At 73.5% G+C, this 22,142-nt stretch carries 19 protein-coding genes; 13 read left to right on the top strand and 6 right to left on the bottom strand.

Translation table 11 applies throughout. The features are described 5' to 3' along the window. Window positions 1-46: 46 nt before the first annotated feature. The 4 genes from ACGF15_RS01135 to ACGF15_RS01120 form a co-directional block, all read right to left on the bottom strand. Window positions 47-1,285 carry a multidrug effflux MFS transporter gene (locus ACGF15_RS01135; RefSeq protein ID WP_392796507.1) on the bottom strand — a complete coding sequence of 413 codons (1,239 nt, stop codon included), beginning with the start codon at window positions 1,283-1,285 and terminating at the stop codon, window positions 47-49. 35 nt (window positions 1,286-1,320) lie between these two features. Further along, on the bottom strand, window positions 1,321-2,313 hold the full coding sequence (locus ACGF15_RS01130; RefSeq protein ID WP_345608530.1) for an alpha/beta hydrolase: 993 nt from the start codon (window positions 2,311-2,313) through the stop codon (window positions 1,321-1,323). Between the two features lie 140 nt (window positions 2,314-2,453). Beyond that, a complete protein-coding gene (locus tag ACGF15_RS01125) occupies window positions 2,454-3,416 on the bottom strand; it encodes an aldo/keto reductase (protein ID WP_392796506.1) in 963 nt (320 codons plus the stop codon). Between the two features lie 22 nt (window positions 3,417-3,438). Beyond that, window positions 3,439-4,548: a zinc-binding dehydrogenase gene (locus tag ACGF15_RS01120; protein ID WP_392796505.1), complete on the bottom strand. Its 1,110-nt coding sequence runs from the start codon at window positions 4,546-4,548 to the stop codon at window positions 3,439-3,441. Window positions 4,549-4,648: 100 nt separating this feature from the next. On the opposite strand from ACGF15_RS01120, the gene ACGF15_RS01115 reads away from it, so the two are divergent. Further along, window positions 4,649-6,046 carry an amidohydrolase gene (locus ACGF15_RS01115; RefSeq protein WP_392796504.1) on the top strand — a complete coding sequence of 466 codons (1,398 nt, stop codon included), beginning with the start codon at window positions 4,649-4,651 and terminating at the stop codon, window positions 6,044-6,046. Between the two features lie 97 nt (window positions 6,047-6,143). Here ACGF15_RS01115 and ACGF15_RS01110 read toward each other — a convergent pair whose 3' ends face one another. Continuing rightward, on the bottom strand, window positions 6,144-6,884 hold the full coding sequence (locus ACGF15_RS01110) for an SDR family NAD(P)-dependent oxidoreductase (protein ID WP_345608522.1): 741 nt from the start codon (window positions 6,882-6,884) through the stop codon (window positions 6,144-6,146). A 90-nt stretch (window positions 6,885-6,974) separates the two neighbouring features. Between ACGF15_RS01110 and ACGF15_RS01105 the strand changes: the two genes are divergently transcribed. From ACGF15_RS01105 to ACGF15_RS01065, 9 genes are all read left to right on the top strand, one after another. Continuing rightward, window positions 6,975-7,943 (top strand): aldo/keto reductase, encoded by a 969-nt coding sequence (locus tag ACGF15_RS01105; RefSeq protein WP_392796503.1) that lies wholly within the window; start codon window positions 6,975-6,977, stop codon window positions 7,941-7,943. Between the two features lie 67 nt (window positions 7,944-8,010). Beyond that, window positions 8,011-9,006 carry a methyltransferase gene (locus tag ACGF15_RS01100; RefSeq protein WP_392796502.1) on the top strand — a complete coding sequence of 332 codons (996 nt, stop codon included), beginning with the start codon at window positions 8,011-8,013 and terminating at the stop codon, window positions 9,004-9,006. Window positions 9,007-9,256: 250 nt separating this feature from the next. Continuing rightward, entirely contained in the window at window positions 9,257-10,768 is a 1,512-nt protein-coding gene (locus ACGF15_RS01095) for an ABC transporter substrate-binding protein (protein ID WP_392796501.1), read from the top strand. A gap of 126 nt (window positions 10,769-10,894) precedes the next feature. Then, the gene (locus ACGF15_RS01090; RefSeq protein ID WP_392796500.1) at window positions 10,895-11,836 is read left to right on the top strand and encodes an ABC transporter permease; all 942 of its coding nucleotides are present in this window, start codon (window positions 10,895-10,897) and stop codon (window positions 11,834-11,836) included. Beyond that, the gene (locus tag ACGF15_RS01085; RefSeq protein WP_392796499.1) at window positions 11,833-13,638 is read left to right on the top strand and encodes a dipeptide/oligopeptide/nickel ABC transporter permease/ATP-binding protein; all 1,806 of its coding nucleotides are present in this window, start codon (window positions 11,833-11,835) and stop codon (window positions 13,636-13,638) included. The genes ACGF15_RS01090 and ACGF15_RS01085 overlap by 4 nt, the downstream gene beginning before the upstream one ends. Further along, window positions 13,635-14,486 carry an ATP-binding cassette domain-containing protein gene (locus tag ACGF15_RS01080; protein WP_392796498.1) on the top strand — a complete coding sequence of 284 codons (852 nt, stop codon included), beginning with the start codon at window positions 13,635-13,637 and terminating at the stop codon, window positions 14,484-14,486. The genes ACGF15_RS01085 and ACGF15_RS01080 overlap by 4 nt, the downstream gene beginning before the upstream one ends. 8 nt (window positions 14,487-14,494) lie before the next feature. Then, a complete protein-coding gene (locus ACGF15_RS01075) occupies window positions 14,495-15,085 on the top strand; it encodes a TetR/AcrR family transcriptional regulator (protein ID WP_345608508.1) in 591 nt (196 codons plus the stop codon). A gap of 58 nt (window positions 15,086-15,143) precedes the next feature. Further along, complete coding sequence (locus ACGF15_RS01070; RefSeq protein WP_345608506.1) at window positions 15,144-16,595, top strand: aldehyde dehydrogenase family protein; 1,452 nt, start codon at window positions 15,144-15,146, stop codon at window positions 16,593-16,595. Between the two features lie 24 nt (window positions 16,596-16,619). Next, window positions 16,620-17,003: a nuclear transport factor 2 family protein gene (locus tag ACGF15_RS01065; protein ID WP_392796497.1), complete on the top strand. Its 384-nt coding sequence runs from the start codon at window positions 16,620-16,622 to the stop codon at window positions 17,001-17,003. A gap of 139 nt (window positions 17,004-17,142) precedes the next feature. On the opposite strand, the gene ACGF15_RS01060 is transcribed toward ACGF15_RS01065, so the two are convergent. Next, window positions 17,143-18,498, bottom strand: a complete 1,356-nt coding sequence (locus ACGF15_RS01060) for a glutamine synthetase family protein (protein WP_392796496.1) — start codon at window positions 18,496-18,498, stop codon at window positions 17,143-17,145. A 415-nt stretch (window positions 18,499-18,913) separates the two neighbouring features. Between ACGF15_RS01060 and ACGF15_RS01055 the strand changes: the two genes are divergently transcribed. Genes ACGF15_RS01055 through ACGF15_RS01045 form a run of 3 tightly spaced genes read left to right on the top strand, consistent with a single transcriptional unit; the run spans window position 18,914 to window position 22,140 of the window. Then, window positions 18,914-19,720: an acetoacetate decarboxylase family protein gene (locus tag ACGF15_RS01055; RefSeq protein WP_345608500.1), complete on the top strand. Its 807-nt coding sequence runs from the start codon at window positions 18,914-18,916 to the stop codon at window positions 19,718-19,720. Window positions 19,721-19,757: 37 nt separating this feature from the next. Further along, entirely contained in the window at window positions 19,758-21,221 is a 1,464-nt protein-coding gene (locus tag ACGF15_RS01050) for an aldehyde dehydrogenase (protein ID WP_345608498.1), read from the top strand. After that, window positions 21,214-22,140 (top strand): 3,4-dihydroxyphenylacetate 2,3-dioxygenase, encoded by a 927-nt coding sequence (locus ACGF15_RS01045; protein WP_345608496.1) that lies wholly within the window; start codon window positions 21,214-21,216, stop codon window positions 22,138-22,140. The genes ACGF15_RS01050 and ACGF15_RS01045 overlap by 8 nt, the downstream gene beginning before the upstream one ends. Window positions 22,141-22,142: the final 2 nt, after the last annotated feature.

The raw sequence follows: 22,142 nt of genomic DNA, 5'->3' as shown, positions 1-22,142 counted from the left end.
TTCACGCCGGCGGCGGCCCTGTGTCGTGCGGTGCCCCGGGTGACGCTCAGCCCGCAGCGGTGCCGTGCTCCCGGGCGTCGTCCTTCTCGGGCCCCCCGCGCCGGGGCTGGGCGGGGGCCCCGCGCAGGCGCGGCCGCACGGCCAGCCACACCAGGGCGCAGGCGACCGCGGCGGCAACGGCCATGGTCACGGCCATGGTGACCTCGGCGCGTCCCCCGAGCGCGGCCAGCGGCGCCACGACCGGCCCGACGGCGAAGGTCGAGACGCCCAGCAGTGCGGCGGCGGTCCCGGCGCGTTCGCCGTGGCCCCCGAGGGCGAGAGCCGAGCTGTTGGGACTGATGACGCCGTAGCTGAACAGCACCAGGCCCAGGGCCACGAGCAGTGCGGTGAGACCGAGCCCGGCGAGTACCGTGCCGAGCAGCCCCAGCGCCGCGACCGCGGTCGCCGTGGTCCCCACCACGTACATCCGCGCCGGACCGGCCCGGCGCACGGCGGCCCGGTTGAACAGTGCCCCGAGCATCGCCACGACCGCGTTCACCGCGAACACGGCCCCGAAGGCCTGGGGGCTGAGTCCGAAGCCCTCCTGCAGGACGAAGCTGACGGACGCGAGGTAGGTGAAGAACGCCGTGCCGGTGCAGGCCCCCACCAGCAGGTAGCAGACGAACAGGCGGTCCCGCAGGACGGTGCCGAAGCCCCGGCGCGCCTCGGTGAACCCGCCGGGGTGCCGCAGACCGGCTGGCAGCGTCTCCGGCAGCAGCGTGCCCGCGACGGCCAGCAGCACCACTCCGACCCCGGCGAGGACCACGAAGAGACCCCGCCAGTCCAGTACGGCGGCGAGCTGCCCTCCGACGACCGGCGCCAGCACCGGAGCGAGTGCCCCCACGAGCGCCAGCATGCTGAGCAGCCGCACGAGCTGGATGCCCACCGCCACGTCCCGGGCGGCGGCGAGTGCCACGACGACGCCCGCCGACCCGGTCAGTCCCTGCAGGAACCGGGCCACGAGCAGGGTCTCGATGCTGGGAGCGAGCGCGCACAGCAGCGAGAACAGGGTGAACAGCGCGATGCCCCACAGCAGCGGCCGTCGCCTGCCCAGCCGGTCGCTGAGCGGGCCCGCCACGAGCTGGCCGAACGCGAGCCCGAGCATGCACACCGACATCGACGTCTGGGCGAGGCTGTCACTGGTGCCGAGGTCCTCGGCGAGCTGCGGCAGCAGCGGCATGGACAGGTCCATCGACAGCGGCCCGAACACCTCCAGCGAGCCGAGCACGACGGCGGCACGGCGCATGCTCATCACCTGCGCGGGCCGTGCCGCGGCCGTCGTCACGCGGTCCGGCCGGTCGTGCCGAGGACCCGCCTGATCCAGGACGCACGGGCGGCCACGGCGGCCCGGGCCACCTCGGTGTCCGGGGAGAAGCCGGTGAAGCCGTGGTAGCCCCCCGCCCAGACGTGCAGCTCGGCCCGGCCGCCCGTGGCCCAGATGCGGGTGGCGTAGTCGACCGCCTCGTCGCGGAACACCTCGGCGGCCCCGACCGAGATGTACGCGGGCGGCAGTCCGGACAGGTCGGCGGCCCGCGAGGGCGCCGCGTAGGGGGAGACCGCGCCGGTGCCCCGGTCCGGACCCAGGACCGCGTTCCAGGCGGTGTCGTTGCTGCCGCGGTCCCAGATGCCGATGCCGTCGTACTGGCGGCTCGACACCGTGTCGTTGCGGTCGTCGAGCATCGGGCAGTCGAGTATCTGCCCGGCGAGTGCGGGCCCGCCGCGGTCGCGCGCCATCTGGGCCACGGCCGCGCTGAGCCCGCCGCCCGCGCTGGCGCCCGCGACGAGTACCCGGGCGGGGTCGACGCCGAGTGCGGCGGCGTGCTCGGCGAACCAGACCAGGCCCGCGTAGCAGTCCTCGGCCGCCGCCGGAGCGGGGTGCTCGGGGGCCAGGCGGTAGCCGACGGCCACCGCGACGGCACCGAACTCCAGGACGTCCTCGACCAGGCCGGGGACGCAGAAGAACCGGTTGCCCAGCACCATGCCGCCACCGTGGATGCCGTAGATCCCCGGCGCGTCGCGGGTGCCTCCGCGGGGCCTGAGCACCGTCAGCTCCAGGTCCGGCGCTCCCGCCGGTCCGGCCGCGGTGACGTGCCGGAACTCCACCGGGCGGTCGCCGACGGCCTCCTCGGCCGTCGGGATGAGCGTGGTGAAGTGCGCGCGGCTGGCCGCGATGGTGCCGGCCCGCAGCGGGACCGGTTCCACCAGTTCCCGGCACCTGGCCAGGCCCGGTTCGAGGGCCCGGTCGTAGGGGACGGGGCGGGGGCGGGCGGTCATCGGCCCGGTCCCCGGTGCGGCCGCGGCGGGTGTGCCGGGCGGGGGGAGGGGCAGGGTGCCGGCCTGCGGCCGGCCCGGCGGAGGGCAGGGTTCATCGGGTGCTCCTGGGGGAGGTGCTGGGCGGTCGGGGCCGGTGCGGGTCAGGGGCCCTGCGGGTCGACGACGTCCCGGTCGGCCCAGAAGGGCTCGACCAGGGAGCGCAGTTCCTCGGCTCCGACCCGCCGCAGCAGGTCCGGCGCGCCGATGTTCTGCCGTACCTGTTCCAGACGGGTGGCGCCGACGAGCGTGGTGGCGTTGGCGGGGTGCGTGAGCGTGAACGCGATCGCGAGCTGGGCGGGAGTGGTGCCGAGGGCACCGGCCAGTTCGCGGATGCCGGGGACGGTGGCGACGATGGCCTCGCGGATGCCGCCCGGGTCCCGGCCGATCTCCCGGTCGGGCGCGATGCGTCCGGCGAGGATGCCGCCTTCCAGCACATCGGAGGCCTGCATGCTGAACCCCGCGGCGAAGAGTTCCCCGAACGGTGCGCCGTCGGGGATGGAGCGCCGGGCGAGGCTGTACTTCAGCTGGGCGATCTGCGGCCCGGGCACGCCCCGCTCGGCGGCGATGCGGCGCAGGGCGTGGACCCCCGGGGCCGACCAGTTGTTCACGCCCCAGGCGCGGATGAGCCCGGCCCTGGTCAGGGAGGCGAGGTCCTCGACGAGGTCCTCCAGGCGGACGTCCTCGCGCCGCAGGTCCCCGAGGATCACCAGGTCGGCGTGGTCGAGCCCGGTGCGCAGGAAGGCGTTCTCCAGCTGCGGCCCGAACCCCCGCTCGTCGAAGGCCTCGATCCACAGCTTCACCGAGGCCAGGTAGGCGTCCCGCGGGACCCTGGCGGCCCGCATGATCGAGCCCCACAGCACGTCGGTGAACACGGGGGGCGTGCCGGGCATGCCGTAGACACCCACGTCGAAGAGGTTGACGCCTGCGTCGAGGGCATGGCGGACCATGGCGACGGCGTCGGCGAAGTCCATCCGGTCGAAGGTGTGCCACGAGCCGAGGGACAGCACGGAGGCTTCGAGGCCGCTCGTGCCGATCGGGCGCCGGGGGAGGGGTGCGGTGGTCATGTGCGTGTCCTTTCCGGGGTGTTCAGGGGAGCCGGGGGTCGACCACGGCCTTGGTCTCCTCGTGCCTGCTCATCGCCGCGAGGGCCGCGGAGGCGCCCGACAGGCCGACGGGCGCGCCGAAGAGCCGGTCCCACGGCATGCGGTCGGCGAAGGAGCGGAAGAAGCCGATCGCCTCGTGGTAGTCGGCGATGTCGCCGTTGAGGGAGCCCAGGACGGTCAGCTCCTTGCCCATCACCGTCCCCAGCGGCACCGGTTCGGAGTCCGGGCCGGTGCTGCCGACGACCACGACCCGCCCGCGCTGCGCGGCCATCGCCACGGCCTCCCGGCCGACGGAGGGGGCGCCGGCGAAGTCGAGGACGAGATCGGCCCCCCGGCCGCCGGTGAGGTCCCGCACCCGCTCGACGACGGCGTCCGAGCCCGTCGCGATGTCCACCGTCCCGTCGGCGCCGAACTCCCCGGCCATGGCCAGGCGTGCCGGGGGAGCGCCGACGGTGACGACCGTGCCCGCGCCGCTGATCCGGGCGACCGCGGTGGCGAAGAGCCCGAGTGCTCCCGAGCCCTGGACGACGACGCGGGACCCGGGGCGGACGCCGCCGGCGCGGGAGAACGCCCGCAGCACCGTCTTCGCCGCGCAACCCGCCATCGCCGCCCAGGTGTCGGGGACGTCCCCGGGGAGCAGGAGCTTGGCCGCGTGGGGGACCACGTAGGCGTACTCGCTCAGCCCGGCGGTGGCGAACGGGGGGACGTCGGAGCGCTGCAGGAACCCGTAGCCGCGCTCGGAGCAGGCCACCGGCTCCCGCAGCACCGTGCAGCCGTGGCAGGCACCGCAGGTCGACTCCGACCAGCCGATGCGGTCCCCGACGGTCAGCTCGCGGCCCAGCGCGTCGCGGGTGCCGTCGCCGACGGCGACGACCTCGCCGACCATCTCGTGGCCGAGCACCATCGGGAGCATGCCGGGGAAGGTCATCCTGCCCGACCAGATCTCCGTGTCGGTCCCGCACAGGGTGGTGCAGACGATCCGGACGAGGGCGGCCCCCGGCTGCGGCCCCGGTGGCAGGGGCAGGTCGGTGAGGGCCAGTTCGGCGCCGTGCGCGGTCAGGACCGCGGCGCGGGTCGAGGAGGGGAGGTCCATCGAAAACTCCTTCGGATCGAGCGCTTCAGGGGCTCGACGATGGGTTAGTCTACGGCTGTCGATTTAAATGTCGAGCCCCTGAGAGCACCGAGGAGCCCCCGTGCGCACAGCCGACGGCGACGCCCGTACCGCACCGGCCGATCTGATCCTGAGGGGTGGTGTGGTCCGTTCCCTGGCGCCCGGCGGCGAGGGGGCGACGGCCGTCGCCCTGCGCGACGGGCTGGTCGCCCGCGTCGGCGGCGACCGGGAGGTGACCGCCCTGGCGGACGCCTCGACGGAGGTCGTCGACCTCGGCGGGCGCGCCGTGCTGCCCGGCATCAACGACGCCCATCTGCACGCCACCTGGCTCGGCGCCCTGTGGCCCGAGACGCTGTTCGGGGAGCAGGCGGGCCCCGGCCCGGTGCCGCGGAACCCGCTCGTCGACGACGCCCAGCGCCGCCGCGCGATCCTGCGGGCCGGGGACCTCGCCGCGTCCCTCGGCATCACCAGCTACACCGAACCCGGCCTCGGCCCCGGCGAGGACCGCGGCGAGACTGGCGCCTTCGGTGCCCCGGTCGTCCGCCAGTACCGCGCGCTCGCCGAAGAGGGCCTGCTGCGGGCGAGGGTGACGGTCCTGTGGCTCTTCGGGGAGCTGGACGGTCCCAGCGACCTGGAGCACTTCCTCGCCGGCCTGGACGGGCTCGACGGCTCCACCGGCGACCCGCGGTGGCTGCGGTTCGCCGGGGTCAAGATATTCGCCGACGGCATACCGCCGATGCGGTCGGCCTACACGCACCACTGCTACGCCGACGGCGCCAGTCCCAGCCTCCTGGTGGCCGGTGCCGACGATGCCGACCGCGAGGCCAACCTGGCGCGGATGGTCCTCGCCGCGCACCGCGCCGGACACCAGGTGGGGGTGCACGCCACCGGCGACCGGACCATCGACGTGACGCTCGACGCCGTCGAGCGGGCCCGCGCGGAGAAGGACGTGGACCTGGGCCACTACATCATCCACGGCGACCTCGTGACCCGGCCGCAGCTGCGCAGGATGGCCGCGCTGGGCGTGGGGCTCGCCACCCAGCCGGAGATCGCGCTGCGCACCCGGGGCCTGGTGGACGCCGCACTCGGCCCGGCGCCCGCGGCGGCCGCCTGGCCCCTGGGGGCCGTGCTCGACGAGGGCGTGGCCCTGTGCCTGACCTCCGACGCGCCCGTGCTCTCGCCGGACTGGCGGCGGCAGATCGCCGCCGCCGACGCGTGGATGGGCCCCGCGGCCGACCCCCGCGCGCGGATGGACCGGCTGCTCCGCTGCTACACGCAGCAGCCCGCCCGGCAGGACCGCGCGGCGTCGTGGAAGGGCGTGCTCGCCCCCGGGATGGCCGCCGACCTGTGTGTGCTGGAGGCCGACCCGCTGTCCGTGGCCCCCGCCGAACTGCCTGATGTCGCGGTCGAGTTGACCGTGGTGGACGGAAGGGTCGTCTACGAGCGCGGGGCGGGGGGCGCGGTGCCGGAGCCTGTCTGACGCCGGAGGGCGCGGGCGAGGGGGGCCTGCCGGGCGGCGACCGCCGCCCGGCAGGCCCCCCCGCCCGCACCCCTGCCGTACAGGGCCGGGCCGGGCCTCAGGTGAGCAGTTGGCCGCCGTCCACGGGCAGGCTGGTCCCGGTGATGTGCGCCGCCGTGTCGCCGGCGAGGAAGAGGGCGGCCGCGGCGACGTCCTCCACCCGGGCGAACCGCTGCATCGGGATCCGGCCTTCCCAGGCCCGGCGCTGCGGCGAACCCTCCGGCATGCCGGCGGACACCGTCTCGGTGAGGACCGGGCCCGGGGCGACGGCGTTCACGCGGATGCCGTGCGGGGCCAGTTCGATCGCGGCCCAGCGGGTGAGGGCGTCCACGGCCGCCTTGCTGCTCTCGTATCCGCCCATCCCCGGTGTCGGCTGCCTGCCCCCGATGGACGAGAGGTTGACGATGGACCCCGCCACCCCCGACGCGACCATGCGGCGTGCGGTGTGCTGGGTCATCAGGAAGGTGCCGAGCACGTTGGTGCGCAGGATGGCGTCCAGGTCGCCGCCGGCGAGTTCCAGCAGTGTGCCGTGGACCGTGAGCAGGCCGGCGTTGTTGACCAGCACCTCGATGGGGCCGAACTCGTCCTGCACGGCGTCCAGTCCGCTCGCGATCGCCTCCTCGTCCGTGATGTCGAGGATCCTGCCGTGGACGCCGAGTCCGTGCGCGGTGTCCATGGCCCGCTGCGCGTCCCTGTCCGCGACCACCACGGTGTCGCCCCGGGCCGCGAACGCCCGGGCCACCGCTCGGCCGATGCCGCCGGCGCCGCCGGTGACGAGCACGGTGCGTGTGCGCTTCATCTGTACTCCCCTCGGGCCGGGACCTGTGTCGCGGCCTCGATTTATAGTATACAAGCGTAGACGAAAAAACCGAGGCCGCCAGGAGGCGCCGTGAGCACTGCACCGACCGTTCCCCGCCGCCGCCTCGGGCCGGACGGCCCCGAGGTGCCGGTCCTGGCGCTGGGGTCCTGGAACACTTGGGACCGGATGGACTTCGGCGACGCGGTGTCGCTGGTGGCGCGGTCGGCCGAACTGGGCTGCGCCTTCTTCGACGTCGCGCACTACGACATGGGCCCGCACGCGGAGAACTCCCGCACGGACCTGATCTTCGGGCGCGCCGTGCGCGAGGCCGGGCTCGCGCGCTCCGACTGGCAGTTCTGCGGCAAGCTCTGGCTCTGGGACTACCCCGCCACCGGCTTCACCCGGCAGATGGAGACGTCCCTGGAGCGGGTCGGCGCCGAGAGCGCCGACCTGGTCGTCGTCGGCGACTACCTCGGCGAACTCGACGTGGCGCGCGTGGTCGCCGACGTCGCCGAGCAGATCGACGCCGGGCGGTTCCGCGGCTGGGGCGTGAACAACTGGCGCTACCGCGACCTGCGTGCGGCCGTCGACATCGCCCGCGCGCACGGCCTGGTGCCGCCGTCCTTCGCCCAGCTCAAGTACGGACTGGCCCGCAGGTCCATGGCCGAGGGGCACTACTACGCTCCGCTGTTCGACGCGGGCGAACTCGCCCTCCAGGCGTCCGACGTCTTCGAGGGCGGCATGCTGGTCGGCAACCTGCGCCCGGACCGCAGGATCGGCGCCGATGTCGGGGGCATCCGCGAGCGCATCGCCGCCGCCTACCCGCGGGTGCGGCAGCTGGCCGACACCCTCGGCGCCTCACCCGCCCAGCTGGGCATCGCCTTCTGCCTGGCCAACCCCGCCACCGCCAACGTGCTGGTCGGGGTCTCCCGGCAGTCCCAGCTGGAGGACAACGTCGGCGCGGTGGAACTGCTGGACCGGGTGGGCGCCCCCGCACTGCGCCGCGCCGCCCGGGATCTGTGGCTCGACCGCGACGTCGCCCCGGACGGCACCTGGTGAACCGTCCCGGCGCTCCCGGGGCCCCGCGCCCCACCCCTCTGCGACACCACTCTCACAGGAGGACATCATGACCGAACCCGGCACGTCCGCCGAGACCGCGACGCCCGACCGCATCCTCGACGTGGCCATCGGCTACATGGGGGCGAAGCAGCTCTTCGCCGCCGCGCGCTGCGGGGTCTTCCGCGCCCTCGCCGAGGGCGAGCACGACATCGCCCAGCTCGCCTCGGCGACCGGCCTCAGCGAGCGGATGGCGCGGATCCTGGCCGACTCCATGAACGCACTGGGCCTGCTGGAGCGCCGTGACGGCCGCTACCGGCTCGCCCCGGACGCCGCCGCCTACCTCGGCGGCGGGGAGCTCGACCTGCATCCCTTCCTCGCCTTCCTGAACGAGATCAGCTACGGCCACTGGCTCCAGTTCGACACCGCCGTCGACACCTCCGAGCCCGGCCGGCTGGAGATGGACGAGGACCGGTGGAAGGCCTTCATGGCCGGTGTCATGCGCTACAACGCGCTGCACGCCGCCATGCTCGCCCGCTCCTTCGACTTCGGCCCCTACCGGGACCTGCTCGACCTCGGCGGCCTCGCGCCGGACTTCGCGATCGGGGCCCTGAAGGCCAATCCCGGGCTGTCCGCCCGCTTCGTCTTCGACCCCGCCTCGACGGAGTCGGTGGCCCGGGCGCTCGAAGCGGCCGGCCTCGCGGACCGGGCGCGGATCGACCCCGCGCCGACCGACGCGGCGGACCCGGGCGGGGAGCACGACCTCGTGATGGTCAACCATGTGATCCACCGCTTCGACGCCGCGCAGAACCGCGCCATCCTGGCCCGCGCCCGCAGCGCGGCCCGCCCCGGCGCGACCCTGCTGCTGCTGGACTTCCTGCTGGACGGAGACGACCGCCAGCGCCCGATCGACGCCCTGCACGCGGGGGAGTACTTCGTCATCGACGGTACGGTCGTCTACCCGGAATCCGAGGTCAGGCAGTGGCTGACCGCCGCGGGCTGGCGTCCGCGCGAGGTCCTCGCGCTCCCGGGGAGCCCGCGCGTCCTGGTCGCCGAGGCGGTCTGAGGCGACCCCGCCCCCCGGGGCGCCCGTCTGGCCCCGCCGCTCGCCGATTCGGCAGGGGCGGGGCCATTGCCTTTTTTGCCGACAGTCGTAGACTAACGGGCACGACACATGAGGTGGCGGGCAGGAGAACTCCTCCGTGCACCCACTCTCCATCTATGGGCCCAGCGCTGCGACGGCGAGGGAACAGGCGGTTTTCCCCTCCCGGATCGATCTGGCACCAGCGCGCCCAATTCACCCGAGAGAAGACTCCATGAAGAGAATCTGGAGAGCCGCACTCGTCGCGGTGGCCGCCTTGGCGATGGCCGCGTGCACGAGCACCGCCGACCCCTCCGGGAGCGCCACCGGGGAGGACATCAAGATCGGGACACTGCTGGACGTCACGTCCTGGGACCCGGCGCAGGCCGACATCGGCTTCGACGGCCCCTACCTGTCGGCCGTCTACGACCCGCTGGTCGCCCTGGACGCGGGCTCCCGCCCCGTGCCCGGGCTCGCCGAGTCCTGGGAGTACTCCCCGGACCACCTGACACTCACCATGGAACTGCGTACCGGGGTGACCTTCAGCGACGGCGAGCCCTTCGACGCCGCGGCCGCGGTGCAGAACCTCGAACACCTCAGGGCCGGGGTCCGCTCCGGCCAGACCTACGCCAACGTGTCCGAGTTCAAGCAGGTGGACGAGGACACCGTGGCCGTCCACCTGAAGAAGAAGGACGACGCCCTCCTCTACTACATGGGCCTGGGGAGGAGCTGGATGGCCTCGCCCGCCGCGATCACGGCCGGGACGCTCGCCACCCGGCCCGTCGGCTCGGGCCCGTACACCTTCGACCCGGCCAGGTCGACCTCGGGGTCGGAGTACGTGTTCACCAAGAAGTCCGGCCACTGGGACGACGGGACGTACCCCTTCTCCACCATCCACGTGCAGCCGATCGCCGACCCGACCGCGAGCTTCAACGCCATGCTCTCGGGGCAGCTCGACATCGCCTACGCCAACGCCGCCGACATCCCCCGGGCCAAGGACAACGGCTGGAACGTCGCCTCCGACGTCGCCACCTGGGTGGGCATCCAGTTCACCGACCGCACCGGCAAGGAGCTGGAGCCGCTCGGCGACGTGCGCGTCCGCCGCGCCATCAACCACGCCTTCGACGGCGCGGCCATGCTGAAGTCGGTCGGCCAGGGGGCCGGGGTCGCCACCAACCAGGTGTTCCCCGCCGGCCGCTCCGTGCACGACGCCTCCCTCGACGACCTGTACGCCTTCGACCTGGCCAAGGCCAAGAAACTGATGGCGGAGGCCGGCTACCCCGACGGATTCCCGGTCACGATGCCGATGTCGTCGATCTTCCAGCCGTGGCAGCCCTCCGTCCAGCAGACCCTCGGCAAGCTGGGCATCAAGGTCACCTGGAAGAACATGTCGCCGGCCGACTACCAGAAGAACGCCGCGACCTATCCCATGTTCGTGGCCGTCCTCGCCCTCGACTCCAACCCGGCGGCGTCGGTGGACGGCCGGATCACCTCGCAGCAGTGGTTCAACCCGAACCCCTCGGTCGAGGACTTCCCCGAAGTCGCCGAGCTGGTCGGGCAGATCGAGGCGGCGACCGGCGACGAGCAGCTCCCCCTGATCCACCGGCTCAACCAGCAGATCACCGAACTGGCCTGGCAGGACGTGTGGTACCAGGCGAACAACATCTACTTCAGCACCGAGGACATCACGGTGACCCCGATCACCGGAATGATGTTCCCGACCCTGAGGTTCATCCAGCGCGGCTAGGCCGTGCCGCGGAAGTCCCGCCCCCGCCCTCCGGGCGGACGGCGCTCCTTCCGAGACACGCCCTGGCACCTGTCCCGGCGGGGCCGCCCGAGCGGCGGGCGGCCCCGGCCCCAGAGGGGTCACACCATGATCAGATTCACCATCAGGCGACTGCTGTCGGGCCTGGCCCTGCTGCTCGTCGCCACATCCGCCACCTTCTTCCTGGCGCACCTGGCCATCGGCGACCCCACCGCCGGCCTGCTCGGCAACAACGCCACGCCCGCCCAGCGCGCGGCACTCCACGAACGCCTCGGTCTGGACCGCCCCCTGCTCGTGCAGTTCTGGGACTGGTTCTCCCACGCCGTCCGCGGCGACTTCGGCACCTCGTGGCGCAACTTCCAGCCCGTCTCCGACCAGATCGCCCTCCGCGTCCCGGTCACCCTCTCGGTCGTCGTGGCCGCCACCCTCCTCGCGGCCGCCGTCGGCCTCGCCGTCGGTGTCGCCACCGGCCTGCGCCCCCACGGCCGCCTCTCCCGCCTGCTCAAATTCGCCTCGGTGGTCCTGTTCGCCCTGCCGGGGTTCTGGGTCAGCCTGGTGCTCGTGATGATCTTCGCGGTCCGCCTGCAGTGGTTCCCGGCGGTGGGCTACGTCCCGCTGACGCACTCCGCCTCCGGATGGCTCGCCTCCATCACCCTGCCGTCCGTCGCGCTGGCCCTCAGCGCGGTGGTGATGATCGCCGAACAGCTCCGCAACGGCTTCCTGGGCGTCGGCAACCAGGACTTCGTCCGCACCCTGCGGGCCCGCGGCCTGTCCTCCCGGCGCGTCACCCTGCACGTGCTGCGCAACGCCTCCCCCGCGGCACTCACCGTCCTGGCGGTGATGTTCGTCGGACTGCTCGGCGGCGCGATCGTCGTGGAGATCATCTTCAACCTCCCGGGGATCGGCAGCCTCACCCAGTCCGCCTCCCAGATCGGCGACATCCCCATCCTGCTCGGCCTCACCGCCGTCACCGTCGTCTTCGTCGTCCTCGTCAACTTCCTCCTCGACCTCGTGCTCGGGTGGATCAATCCGAAGGTGCGCGAGCTGTGACCGACACCGCCCTCCCCGCCTCCGCAGAACGCGTCAGCCCCGAGCGGCGCCTGTGGGCCCGCTACCGGCGCCGCCCGCTCGGTGTCGCCGCGCTGGCGGTGTTCCTCCTGGTCGTCCTCGTCGCCCTGTTCGCCCCGCTGCTCGCGCCGCACGACCCCAACCTGGTCGACTTCACCCTCACCCAGGCACCGCCCAGCGCCGAGCACCCGATGGGCGGCGACTCGGCGGGCCGCGACATCCTCAGCCGCCTGCTCTTCGGAGCGCGCACCACCCTCTACGGGGCGGCCGTCGCCTGCCTGGTCGGCGTCGGCATCGGGGTGCCCGCGGGCGTGGCCGCCGGGTACTTCGGCGGACGTACCGACCGGATCTGCTCGTGGATCAGCGACGGGGTGCAGTCCGTCCCCGGAATGATCGTCCTGCTGATCGTCGCCGCCGGCACCGGCGCCGACTTCACGGTCCTGATGGTCACCGTCGGTGTGTTCATGACCCCCGGCTACTACCGCGTCTCCCGCTCCCGGGCTCTCGCCGTCCGCAGGGAACCGTATGTGGACGCGGCCCGTGTCGCGGGCCTGACCCATCCCCGGATCCTGCACGCCCACATGCTGCGGGCCGTCCACGCCCCCGTCATCATCCAGTCCGCGCTCACCGCGGGCGTCGCGATGGGCATGCAGACCGGACTGCAGTTCCTGGGCGTCGGCACCGCCTCGACCCCCGACTGGGGGCAGATGATGAACGACGGCTTCCGGACCATGGGGACCCACCCGCTGATCCTGCTGTGGCCCTCCGCGGCCCTGGGCCTGACCATCGCCGCCCTGGCGTTCATGGGCTCGACCCTCGCCGACCTGGTCAACGTGCGCACCGAGCCCGGGCCCGGGCCCCGGCGCGGGCGGGACGCCACGCCGCCCGTCGGGGGCGGGACCGAGGGCGACGGGGGCGGCGAGCCGGTCCACGCCGTCGAGGACAGCGCGCTGCGCATCAGCAACCTCCGCGTCGCCTACCGCACCCCGCACGGGGACCGGACGGTCGTCCGCGGCGTCAGCCTGGACGTCGCCCCCGGAGAGGTGCTCGGCATCGTCGGCGAGTCCGGCTCGGGCAAGTCGCAGACCGTGTTCTCCGCCCTCGACCTGCTCCCCGACAGCGGCCGGGCGACGGCGGACGGCATCTGGGTCGGCGGCCGGCCGGTCGGGGACCTCCCCCGGGCCAAGCGCCATGCGCTGCTGGGAACCCGGATCGGGTACGTGCCCCAGGAGCCGATGAGCAACCTCGACCCCTGCTACACGATCGGGCGTCAGCTCCTGGAACCCCTGCGTGCCGTGCACGGGCTGACCAAGGCGCAGGCACGGCAGCGGGCGCACGAGATCCTCCGGCGCGTCGGCATCACCGACCCCGACCGGGTGATGGCCTCCTATCCGCACCAGGTCTCCGGCGGCATGGCGCAGCGCGTCCTGATCGCGGGAGCGGTCGCGGGCAACCCGGAGCTGCTCGTCGCCGACGAGCCGACCACGGCACTGGACGTCACGGTGCAGGCCGAGGTGCTGGAGCTGCTGCGCGAACTCCAGCAGGAGTACCGGATGGCACTCGTCATCGTCACCCACAACTTCGGCGTGGTCGCCGACATCTGCGACCGGGTCGCGGTGATGAAGGACGGCCGGATCATCGAGACGGGCACGGTCGAGCAGATCTTCGCCCGCCCCGGGGACCCGTACACCGGGGAGCTCATCCACGCCTCGCAGGACGACACCGAGAGCCGCGCCGACCTGGACGCGGCGTGGAACACGGACGGACGGACGGTGCGCACATGAGCACGCAACCCCACGACACCCCCCTGCTCGAGGTCGAGGACCTCGTCGTGGACTACCGCCGCGGACGGACCTCCTTCCGCGCCCTGGACGGCGTGTCGATGACCATCGGCCCCGGCGAGTGCGTCGGCCTGGTGGGCGAGAGCGGATCGGGCAAGTCCACACTGGGCAAGGCCATCCTCGGCCTGACCGAGGTCGCCTCCGGCACCATCCGCTTCGACGGCGGCGACATCACCCGGCTCAGGGGCGCCGCCCGGCGCCGCCTCGCCGCCGACCTCCAGGTCGTCTTCCAGGACCCCTACGGATCGCTGGACCCGACCATGACCGTCGGCCGGATCCTCGCCGAGCCCCTGACCGCCTCCGGCACCGGCCGGGCCGAGGCCCGGTCCACGGTGGCCGAGATGCTGGAGCGCGTCCGCCTCCCCGCGGACACCGTGTCCCGCTACCCGGGCGAGTTCTCCGGCGGCCAGCGCCAGCGCATCGCCATCGCCCGGGCGCTGGTGCGCAGACCGCGCCTGATCGTCTGCGACGAGCCGGTCAGCGCACTGGACCTGACCACCCAGGCGGCGGTGATCGACCTGTTCATCGACATCCAGCGCGAGACCGGCGTGTCCTACCTCTTCGTGTCGCACGACCTCGGAGTGGTCCGGCGCATCTGCCACCGCGTCTCGGTCATGTACCGCGGGGAGTGCGTGGAGAGCGGACCCAACGAGACGGTCACCCGCGACCCCGAGCACCCCTACACCCGCCGACTGCTCCTGGCGTCACCGGTCGCCGACCCGCGGCGGCAGGCGGAGCGCCGGCGGAGCCGTCTCGGCCTTCGTGCGGCGGCACAGGGCCCAGTAGCGTAGGAAAGACCATGCCGAAGATCATCGATCACGACCAGCGGCGGCGCGAGATCATCGCCGTCGCCAAGAAACTCATCATCCAGGGCGGCTTCGAGGCCGCGACGATGAGGAGCATCGTCGCCGAGGCGGGCTTCGCCAACGGCGCACTGAAGCGGTACTTCCCCAGCAAGGACAGCATCGTCGCCGCGACCTTCCAGAGCGTGCTCGCGGAGATGGGCCAGCGCATCGCGGAGGGCGATCCGACGTCCGACCCCGTGCAGGCGCTGCGCCACCACCTCGAGTCGACGCTGCCCCTGGACACCTACCGCATCGAGTCCGGCCGCGTCCTGCTCGCCCTGTGGGAGCACTCGGTGGCGAACGAGGAACTCGCCGCGCTGTACCGCCGGCACCTGCGCGACTGGCGCGCGCTGCTCGCGGAGCGGATCGCCGCCGCGCGCGGCAGGGACGAACCGGCGGACGCACCGGAGGTGATCCAGCTCGCGGGCGAGGCCATCAACATGTCCATCGGGGCCAACATCACCTCGCTGATGTTCCCGGACGGTTCGCTGATCCCCGAGTTCCGGGCCTATGTCGACCGGCTGATGCGCAGGATCGCCGACTGAACGGCGGCCGGCGGCCACGACCGGGCGACACCGACCGACTACCGAAACGGATGAGGGCATGGACGTGCACGGCCGGCTGTACATCGCAGGAGAGTGGACGCCCGCCGCGGACGGGGCGCTGTTCGGCACCCGGGACCCGGCCGACGGTCAGGCGCTGGGCACCTGCGCCGAGGCCGGTCGCGCCGACGTGGACGCGGCCGTGGACGCGGCGCGGCGGGCGCTCGACGACCCCTCGTGGGCGGGGCTGACCGCGGCGGAGCGCGCGAGACTGCTGTGGCGGGTGGCGGAGCTGATCGAGCGTGACGCCGCCGAACTCGCCGAGCTGGAGACCCGCGACCAGGGGCAGCCCCTCGCGGTCGCCCGCGGGGTCAGCGTCGCCGGGGCCGCCGAGCACTTCCGCTACTACGCGGGGTGGGCCACGAAGATCGAGGGGTCGGTCGCCCCGGTCTCCTTCCCCGGCACCCTGCACTTCACCCGCCGCGAGCCGGTGGGGGTGTGCGCGCTGATCACCCCGTGGAACTTCCCGCTGATGATCGCGGCGTGGAAGATGGCACCGGCCCTGGCCTGCGGCAACACCGTGGTGGTCAAGCCGGCCGAGCAGACCCCGCTGACCACCCTGCACCTGGTCCGGCTGTGCGAGGAGGCCGGGTTCCCCCCGGGAGCGGTCAACCTCCTCACCGGCGGTCCCGGGACCGGCCGCGCCCTCGTCGGGCATCCGGGGGTCGACAAGGTCTCCTTCACCGGCTCCACCGAGGTGGGGCGGGAGATCGTGCGGGCCTCGGCGGACGACCTGAAGCGGGTGACACTCGAACTGGGCGGCAAGGCGCCCAGCATCGTCGCCAGGGACGCCGACATCGACGCCGCCGTCCAGGGCAACGTGCAGGGTGCCCTGCTCAACAGCGGCCAGGTGTGCGCCGCCTACGCGCGCTTCTACGTGGACCGCCGCCGGGCACAGGAGTTCACCGAGAAGCTCGCGGCGGCCGTCGCCGGGCTGCGCCTGGGGCCGGGACTCTCCCCGGACACCCAGCTGGGACCGCTCGTGACCGAGGAGCACCTGAACCGCGTGGACGCCCTGGTGCGCCGGGGCGTCGCCGAGGGGGCCGAACTGGTCACCGGCGGGGGCCGCGCCGGCGAAGGGCCGCTGGAGCACGGCAACTTCTACCGCCCGACCGTGTTCGCCGGTGTCGTGGACGAGATGGCCATAGCCCGGCAGGAGGTCTTCGGCCCCGTGCTGCCCGTGCTCACCTACGAGGACGAGGACGAACTGGCGGCGCGGGCCAACGACACCCCCTTCGGGCTGGCGGCCGCGGTCTGGACCCGCGACCTGTCCACCGCGCACCGGCTGGCCGAGGACATCCGCGCCGGTGCGGTGTTCGTCAACATGCCCGCCGTCCCCGACCCCGCCGCGCCGTGGGGCGGGTTCCGCTCCAGCGGATGGGGACGCGAGATGGGCTCCTACGCCCTGGACGTGTTCACCGAGACCAAGGGCGTGTGGATCCACCACGGCTGACGCCCCCTGGGAGAAGAGGACCCGATGAGTGACCTGCCCCCCGTCCACGACGGCGTCCACGCGACCGTGGAGGCGTACGCGGCCGCGGTGCGCACCGCGGACCCCGAGGCCGTCCGGGCGGTCTTCCGTCCCGACGCCCATATGTGGGGCTATCTCGGCCCCCGGTTCGTGTCGGCCCCGATCGAGGCGTTCTGCGAGGTGGTGGCGGCCGATACCGCCGCACACGAGTGGGCCACCTCCTACACGCACACCGTCCGCTCGGTCGAGGTGAGCGGCGAGGTGGCGGTGGCCGTCCTCGACGAGTACGGCTACCAGGGCCACGACTTCACCAACCACTTCTCCCTGGTGCGGGAGGACGGCCGGTGGCGGATCGCCGGCAAGACCTTCTTCCGCCACGATCCGCGGTGACCGCTCCCGCCGGGCGCGCCGCCCCCTGACCGCCTCGGGCGGCCGGGGGCGGTGCGCCCGCGGTGCGGGTCGGGCGCGCGCCGGACCCGCCGGGGCGGGAACCGGACGCCGGTGCGGCCGCCCGGTTCCCCCGGCGGGGTCAGAGGTGCTCGGCGTACTCGGAGAACTCCCAGTCGGTGACGTGGCGGTGGAAGCGGGCGACCTCGTCGCGCTTGTAGGCGAGGTACGCGGTGGTGAAGTCCTTGCCCAGCACCTCGGTCAGCTCGGTGTCCGCCTCCAGCGCGTCCAGGGCCGCGGGAAGCGTGGCCGGCAGCATGGCGGACCGCCCGGCGTCGTAGCCGTACCCCTCCAGGGGAGCCGGCGGCTCCGCCCCGGCCAGGACACCGAGCAGGGCCGCGGCGACGGTCCCGGCGACCAGCAGATAGGGGTTGGCGCTGGCGTCGCCGAGGCGCGACTCGATCCGGGTGCCGGCACCGCGCTCGGGCGGGACGCGGACCATGGCGCTGCGGTTGTCCAGACCCCAGTCGACGAGCCAGGGGGCCAGGGTGTCGGGACCGAAGCGCTTGTAGGAGTTGACCGTCGGGTTGGCCAGCGCGGCGAGCGCCGGCGCATGGGCGAGCACACCGGCGACGGCGTGGCGCGCGGTGGCGGACAGGCCGTGGGGCGCGGCCGGGTCCGCGAAGGCGTTGCCGCCCGCCTCGTCCACGCAGGACAGGTGGAGGTGGAAGCCGGAGCCGCCCGCCTCGTTGAAGGGCTTGGCCATGAACGTGGCCAGGCGGCCCTCCTTGCGGGCCAGCTCCTTCACCGCGGCCTTGAACCGGAACGCCCGGTCGGCGGCTGCGAGGGCGTCGGAGTGGGTCAGGTTGATCTCGAACTGCCCGCCGTCGAACTCGTGGTTGCCGCTGCTGACGCCGAGGTCCAGGTCGCGCAGCCCCCGCAGGGTGCGCAGCAGGTGGTTGTCCGGGTCCCCGCGCAGCCCGGCGGTGTAGACGGCGCCGTCGGTGTCGCTGTAGCGGCGCCAGCCGCCCGCCCCTCCGGGGGCCGCTTCGCACAGGAAGTACTCCAGCTCCGGGCCGATCACGGGGCGCAGCCCGTGCTGCGCGCACCGCGCGCTCACGGCCCGCAGCAGGTCGCGGGGCGACTCCGGAGCCGGCAGCCCGGTGGCCGGGTCGGTGACGTCGCCCAGGCAGCCGGCGACGCCGGGCTCCCAGGGCAGCGCGGTCAGGGTGCGCAGGTCGGGCAGGACGCGGACGTCGGGCAGACCGGCGTCCAGTCCGCCGGGGACCGGGACGGTGCCGCCCCGGGGGGTGGTGTGGTAGACGGCGCGGCAGAAGGCGAGGCCGTGCTCGCAGGCCGAGGGCAGTTCGTCCAGCAGGACGTCCCTGGCGCGCTCGGTGCCGATCAGGTCGGGATAGGTCACCCGGACCACGTCGACGCCCTCGGCGGCCAGCCGTTCCATGTGCCGGCGTACGGCGGAGCTGTCGGATGCGCTCACCGGTGTCTCCTCTGGGGAAGGGAGTGCCTCCCAGGGCACGGGGGCGCCGGGGGAGAGGTGGGGGAGGGAAGGGCCGCCTCGAACTGCGCGGACGCAGGGGGCCGTTCGCTGTGTGGTCTCCCACGGTAGGGACGGCCGCCGCGCTCCCGCAAGGGGTCCGCCCCAATAAATTATCCATCCGGATAGCTATTGACCGCACCTCGGGGACCTCCCTATGTTGTTTGAAGTCAAACGAGTTACGCGGTGCCAGCCGTAGCCCGTTGGCCGGGCCCGGCTGCGACCGTCCGCCGGCCGGGCCCACTCACCCTCCCGGCGCACGGCCTCCCCGTCCGCGCGCCCCGCCTGCCCCGGCCCGCGGCCGCCGGGCGCCACCGCGCCGCAGCGTGCGGCGGCCCAGCCGTTCAAGGAGTCTTCAGTGACCACTGTCCGTGGGTTCTTCCACCCCAAGACGGCGACGGGTGCCTCGTCGCTGATCCCCCCGCCTCCCTGGCACTACTCGGGCGACCTGCTGACCGTCGAGTACCGCACCGACCCGGCCCGGGTGCGCGAACTGCTGCCCGAACCGCTGGAGCCGGCCGAGGAGGACCCCGGCGCGGTCGCCCTGGTCTGGGCCGACTGGCAGTCCTGCTCCGGCTCCGGACGGGAACTGCTCGACCCGGTGCGGTCCCAGTACAAGGAGGCGTTCGCCGTCGTCCGGTGCAGCTACGGCGGGCGGACCTACAGCCGCTGCGTCCACATCTGGGTCGACAAGGACTTCGCCGTCGCTCGCGGACTGCACCAGGGCTACCCGAAGAAGCTCGGCTCCCTCCACCAGACCCGCCCCCACCCCTTCGGGCCCGCTCCGCGCATCGAGGCGGGAGCCCGCTTCGGCGCCACCCTGGCGGCGTCCGACCGGCGGCTTGCCCAGGCCGTCGTCACCCTGCGCGAGCCGTCGCCGACGAACGGCTTCGTCAACGGCCACCCCATGGCCCACCACCGGTGGCTGCCCTCGATCGAGAAGGGCGGGGGCCTCGCCCTCGACGAGCTGGTCGAGTCCGGGGCCGCGTCCTTCGAGGGCGGACAGCCCTGGGTGGGGGACGCGGACCTGGAGCTGTTCGAGGCGCCCGGAGAGGAGCTGTCCCGCCTGGAGGTCCGCGAGCCGATCGGCGCCTACTACCGGCAGGTCGGAGTGGTCTGGGACGGCGGCCGGCTCCTGGAGTCGCACACCTCCGGCGCCGCATGAGCACCCGTCGACACCGAGCACCAGGAAGCAGCAGGCCATGAGCGCACACACCACCACCGTCGCCGGGGTCCCCGTCGACACCCGGCACTGGATCGGCGGCGAACGGGTCGCCTCCGGCGGCACCTTCACCGACATCTCACCCGTCGACGGGACCCCCCTGGGGGAAGTCGCCCGGGGCACCCCGGAGGAGGCCGCCGCGGCCGTCGCCGCCGCCCGGGCCGCCTTCCCCGGCTGGGCCGCCGCCTCCCGCGCCGAACGCGCCCGCGTGCTGCACGCGATCGCCGACGGCGTCGAGCGGCGCAGCGAGGAACTCGCCCTGGTCGAGACCATGGACAACGGCGCCCTGCTGCGCTCCCACCGGCGCGGCGTCATGCCCCGCGTCGCCCACAACTTCCGGTTCTTCGCCGACCGGCTGCTGCACCTGGAGCACGAGGAGTTCCTCACCCGGGGCCACACCAACCACGTCACCTGGGACCCCGCCGGTCCCTGCGTTCTGATCACCCCGTGGAACGCGCCCCTGATGCTCGCGACCTGGAAGGTGGCCCCGGCCCTGGCCGCGGGCAACACGGTCGTGCTCAAGCCCGCCGAGTGGTCCCCGCTGACCGCCTCCCTGCTCGCCGACATCGCCGCCGAGGCGGGCCTGCCCCCCGGCGTCCTGAACGTGGTCCAGGGCTACGGCTCGGAGATCGGCGGCACCCTCACCGGGCACCCCGACGTGCGCCGCGTCAGCTTCACGGGATCCGTGCCCACCGCACGGCGCATCGCGGCCTCCGCCGCGGCGAACCTCACCCCGCTGAGCCTCGAACTCGGGGGGAAGTCCCCCCTGCTGGTCTTCGCCGACGCCGACCCGGACCTCGCCGTCGACCTCGCCGTCGAGCAGTACGACAACGCCGGCCAGGTGTGCCTCGCGGCCACCCGCATCCTGGTGGAGCGCTCCGCCGCCCCGGAGTTCACCCGCCGGCTCGCCGGCCGGATCGCCCGCCTGCGGCAGGGGGATCCGCGCGAGGACGCCACCGACATCGGCCCCACCATCCACCCCCGGCAGCTGGAACGCGTCGACGGCTTCGTGCGCAGGGCGCTCGCCTCCGGCGCCCGGGCGGTCGCCGGAGGACACCGGGTCGGGGAGCGGTACTACGCGCCGACCCTGCTCACCGGGGTGGAGCAGGACTCCGAGATCGTCCAGGAGGAGGTTTTCGGCCCCGTCCTGACCCTGCAGAGCTTCGACTCCGAGGACGAGGCCGTGCGCCTCGCGAACGACACCCGCTTCGGCCTGGCCGCGACCGTGGCCACCGGCGACCGCGCCCGCGCCGCACGGGTGACCGAGCGGCTGGTCGCGGGCACCGTCTGGGTGAACTGCTTCTTCGTCAGGGACCTCCGGGCACCCTTCGGGGGCTCGCGGCACTCGGGCGTCGGGCGCGAGGGCGGCACCTGGAGCTTCGACTTCTACTGCGACCTGAAGAACACCGTGACCGCCCCCGGGGGATGGAGCGACCATGGGTGAGATCACCGGCGCGGGCCTGCTCGCCCACGTGCCCACCATCGTCCTGCCCGAGCGGACCCGGCGGGAGCTGAACGAGGGCAGGGAGATCACCCTCGTCACCGGGCTGCGGGAGCTGCGCCGGGACGTCTTCGAACGCGACGACTACGACACCGTCGTCGTACTGGACTCCCACTGGGCCACCACCGTGGAGTTCGTCGTCACCGCGCAGTCGCGCCGGGCGGGCCTCTTCACCTCCGAGGAGCTGCCCCGGGGCATGTGCCGAATGCCCTACGACTTCCCCGGCGATCCCGAACTCGCCCGCAACATCGCCTCGTTCGCCGACCGGCACGGCACCTGGATCACCCCGATCGACGACGCCTACCTGCCGATCTACTACGCCACCCTCAACCTGTGGACCTATCTCGGCAAGGGCCTGCCCGGCAAGCGCTGGGTGACCATCGGCGTCTGCCAGACCGGCGACATGGAGGACCATCTGCGCCTGGGCCGCGCCCTGGCCGACGGCATCGCCGCCACACCGGGCCGCCGGGTGCTGCTGATCGCCTCCGGCGCCCTCTCGCACACCTTCTGGCCGCTGCGGGAGCTGCGCGACCACGAGGCCAGCGACCCGGCCCACATCTTCACCCCGGAGGCGAGGGCGGCCGACCTCGAACGCATCGCCTGGCTGAAGCAGGGCCGCCACGGCCGGGTCCTCGACACCATGGACCAGTTCTGGGCGTTCCGGCCCGAGGCCAGGTTCTTCCACTACCTGATGATGGCCGGTGCCCTCGGGGAGCAGGAGTGCACCGCGCCGGGGCGGCAGTACGGCGCCTACGAGAACTCCGTCGGCACCGGACAGGTGCACCTGTGGTTCGAACGCCCCGCCGACGGCTGGACCGGCACCGGTGCACCCGGGCCGGCCCCCTCCCGCCACAGCGCCTAGAA

Source organism: Streptomyces sp. NPDC048001, assembly GCF_043203115.1.
GTDB lineage: Bacteria > Actinomycetota > Actinomycetes > Streptomycetales > Streptomycetaceae > Streptomyces > Streptomyces sanyensis.
The sequence above is the reverse complement of the archived record's forward strand: the minus strand, read 5'-3'. Positions and strand labels throughout refer to the sequence as shown.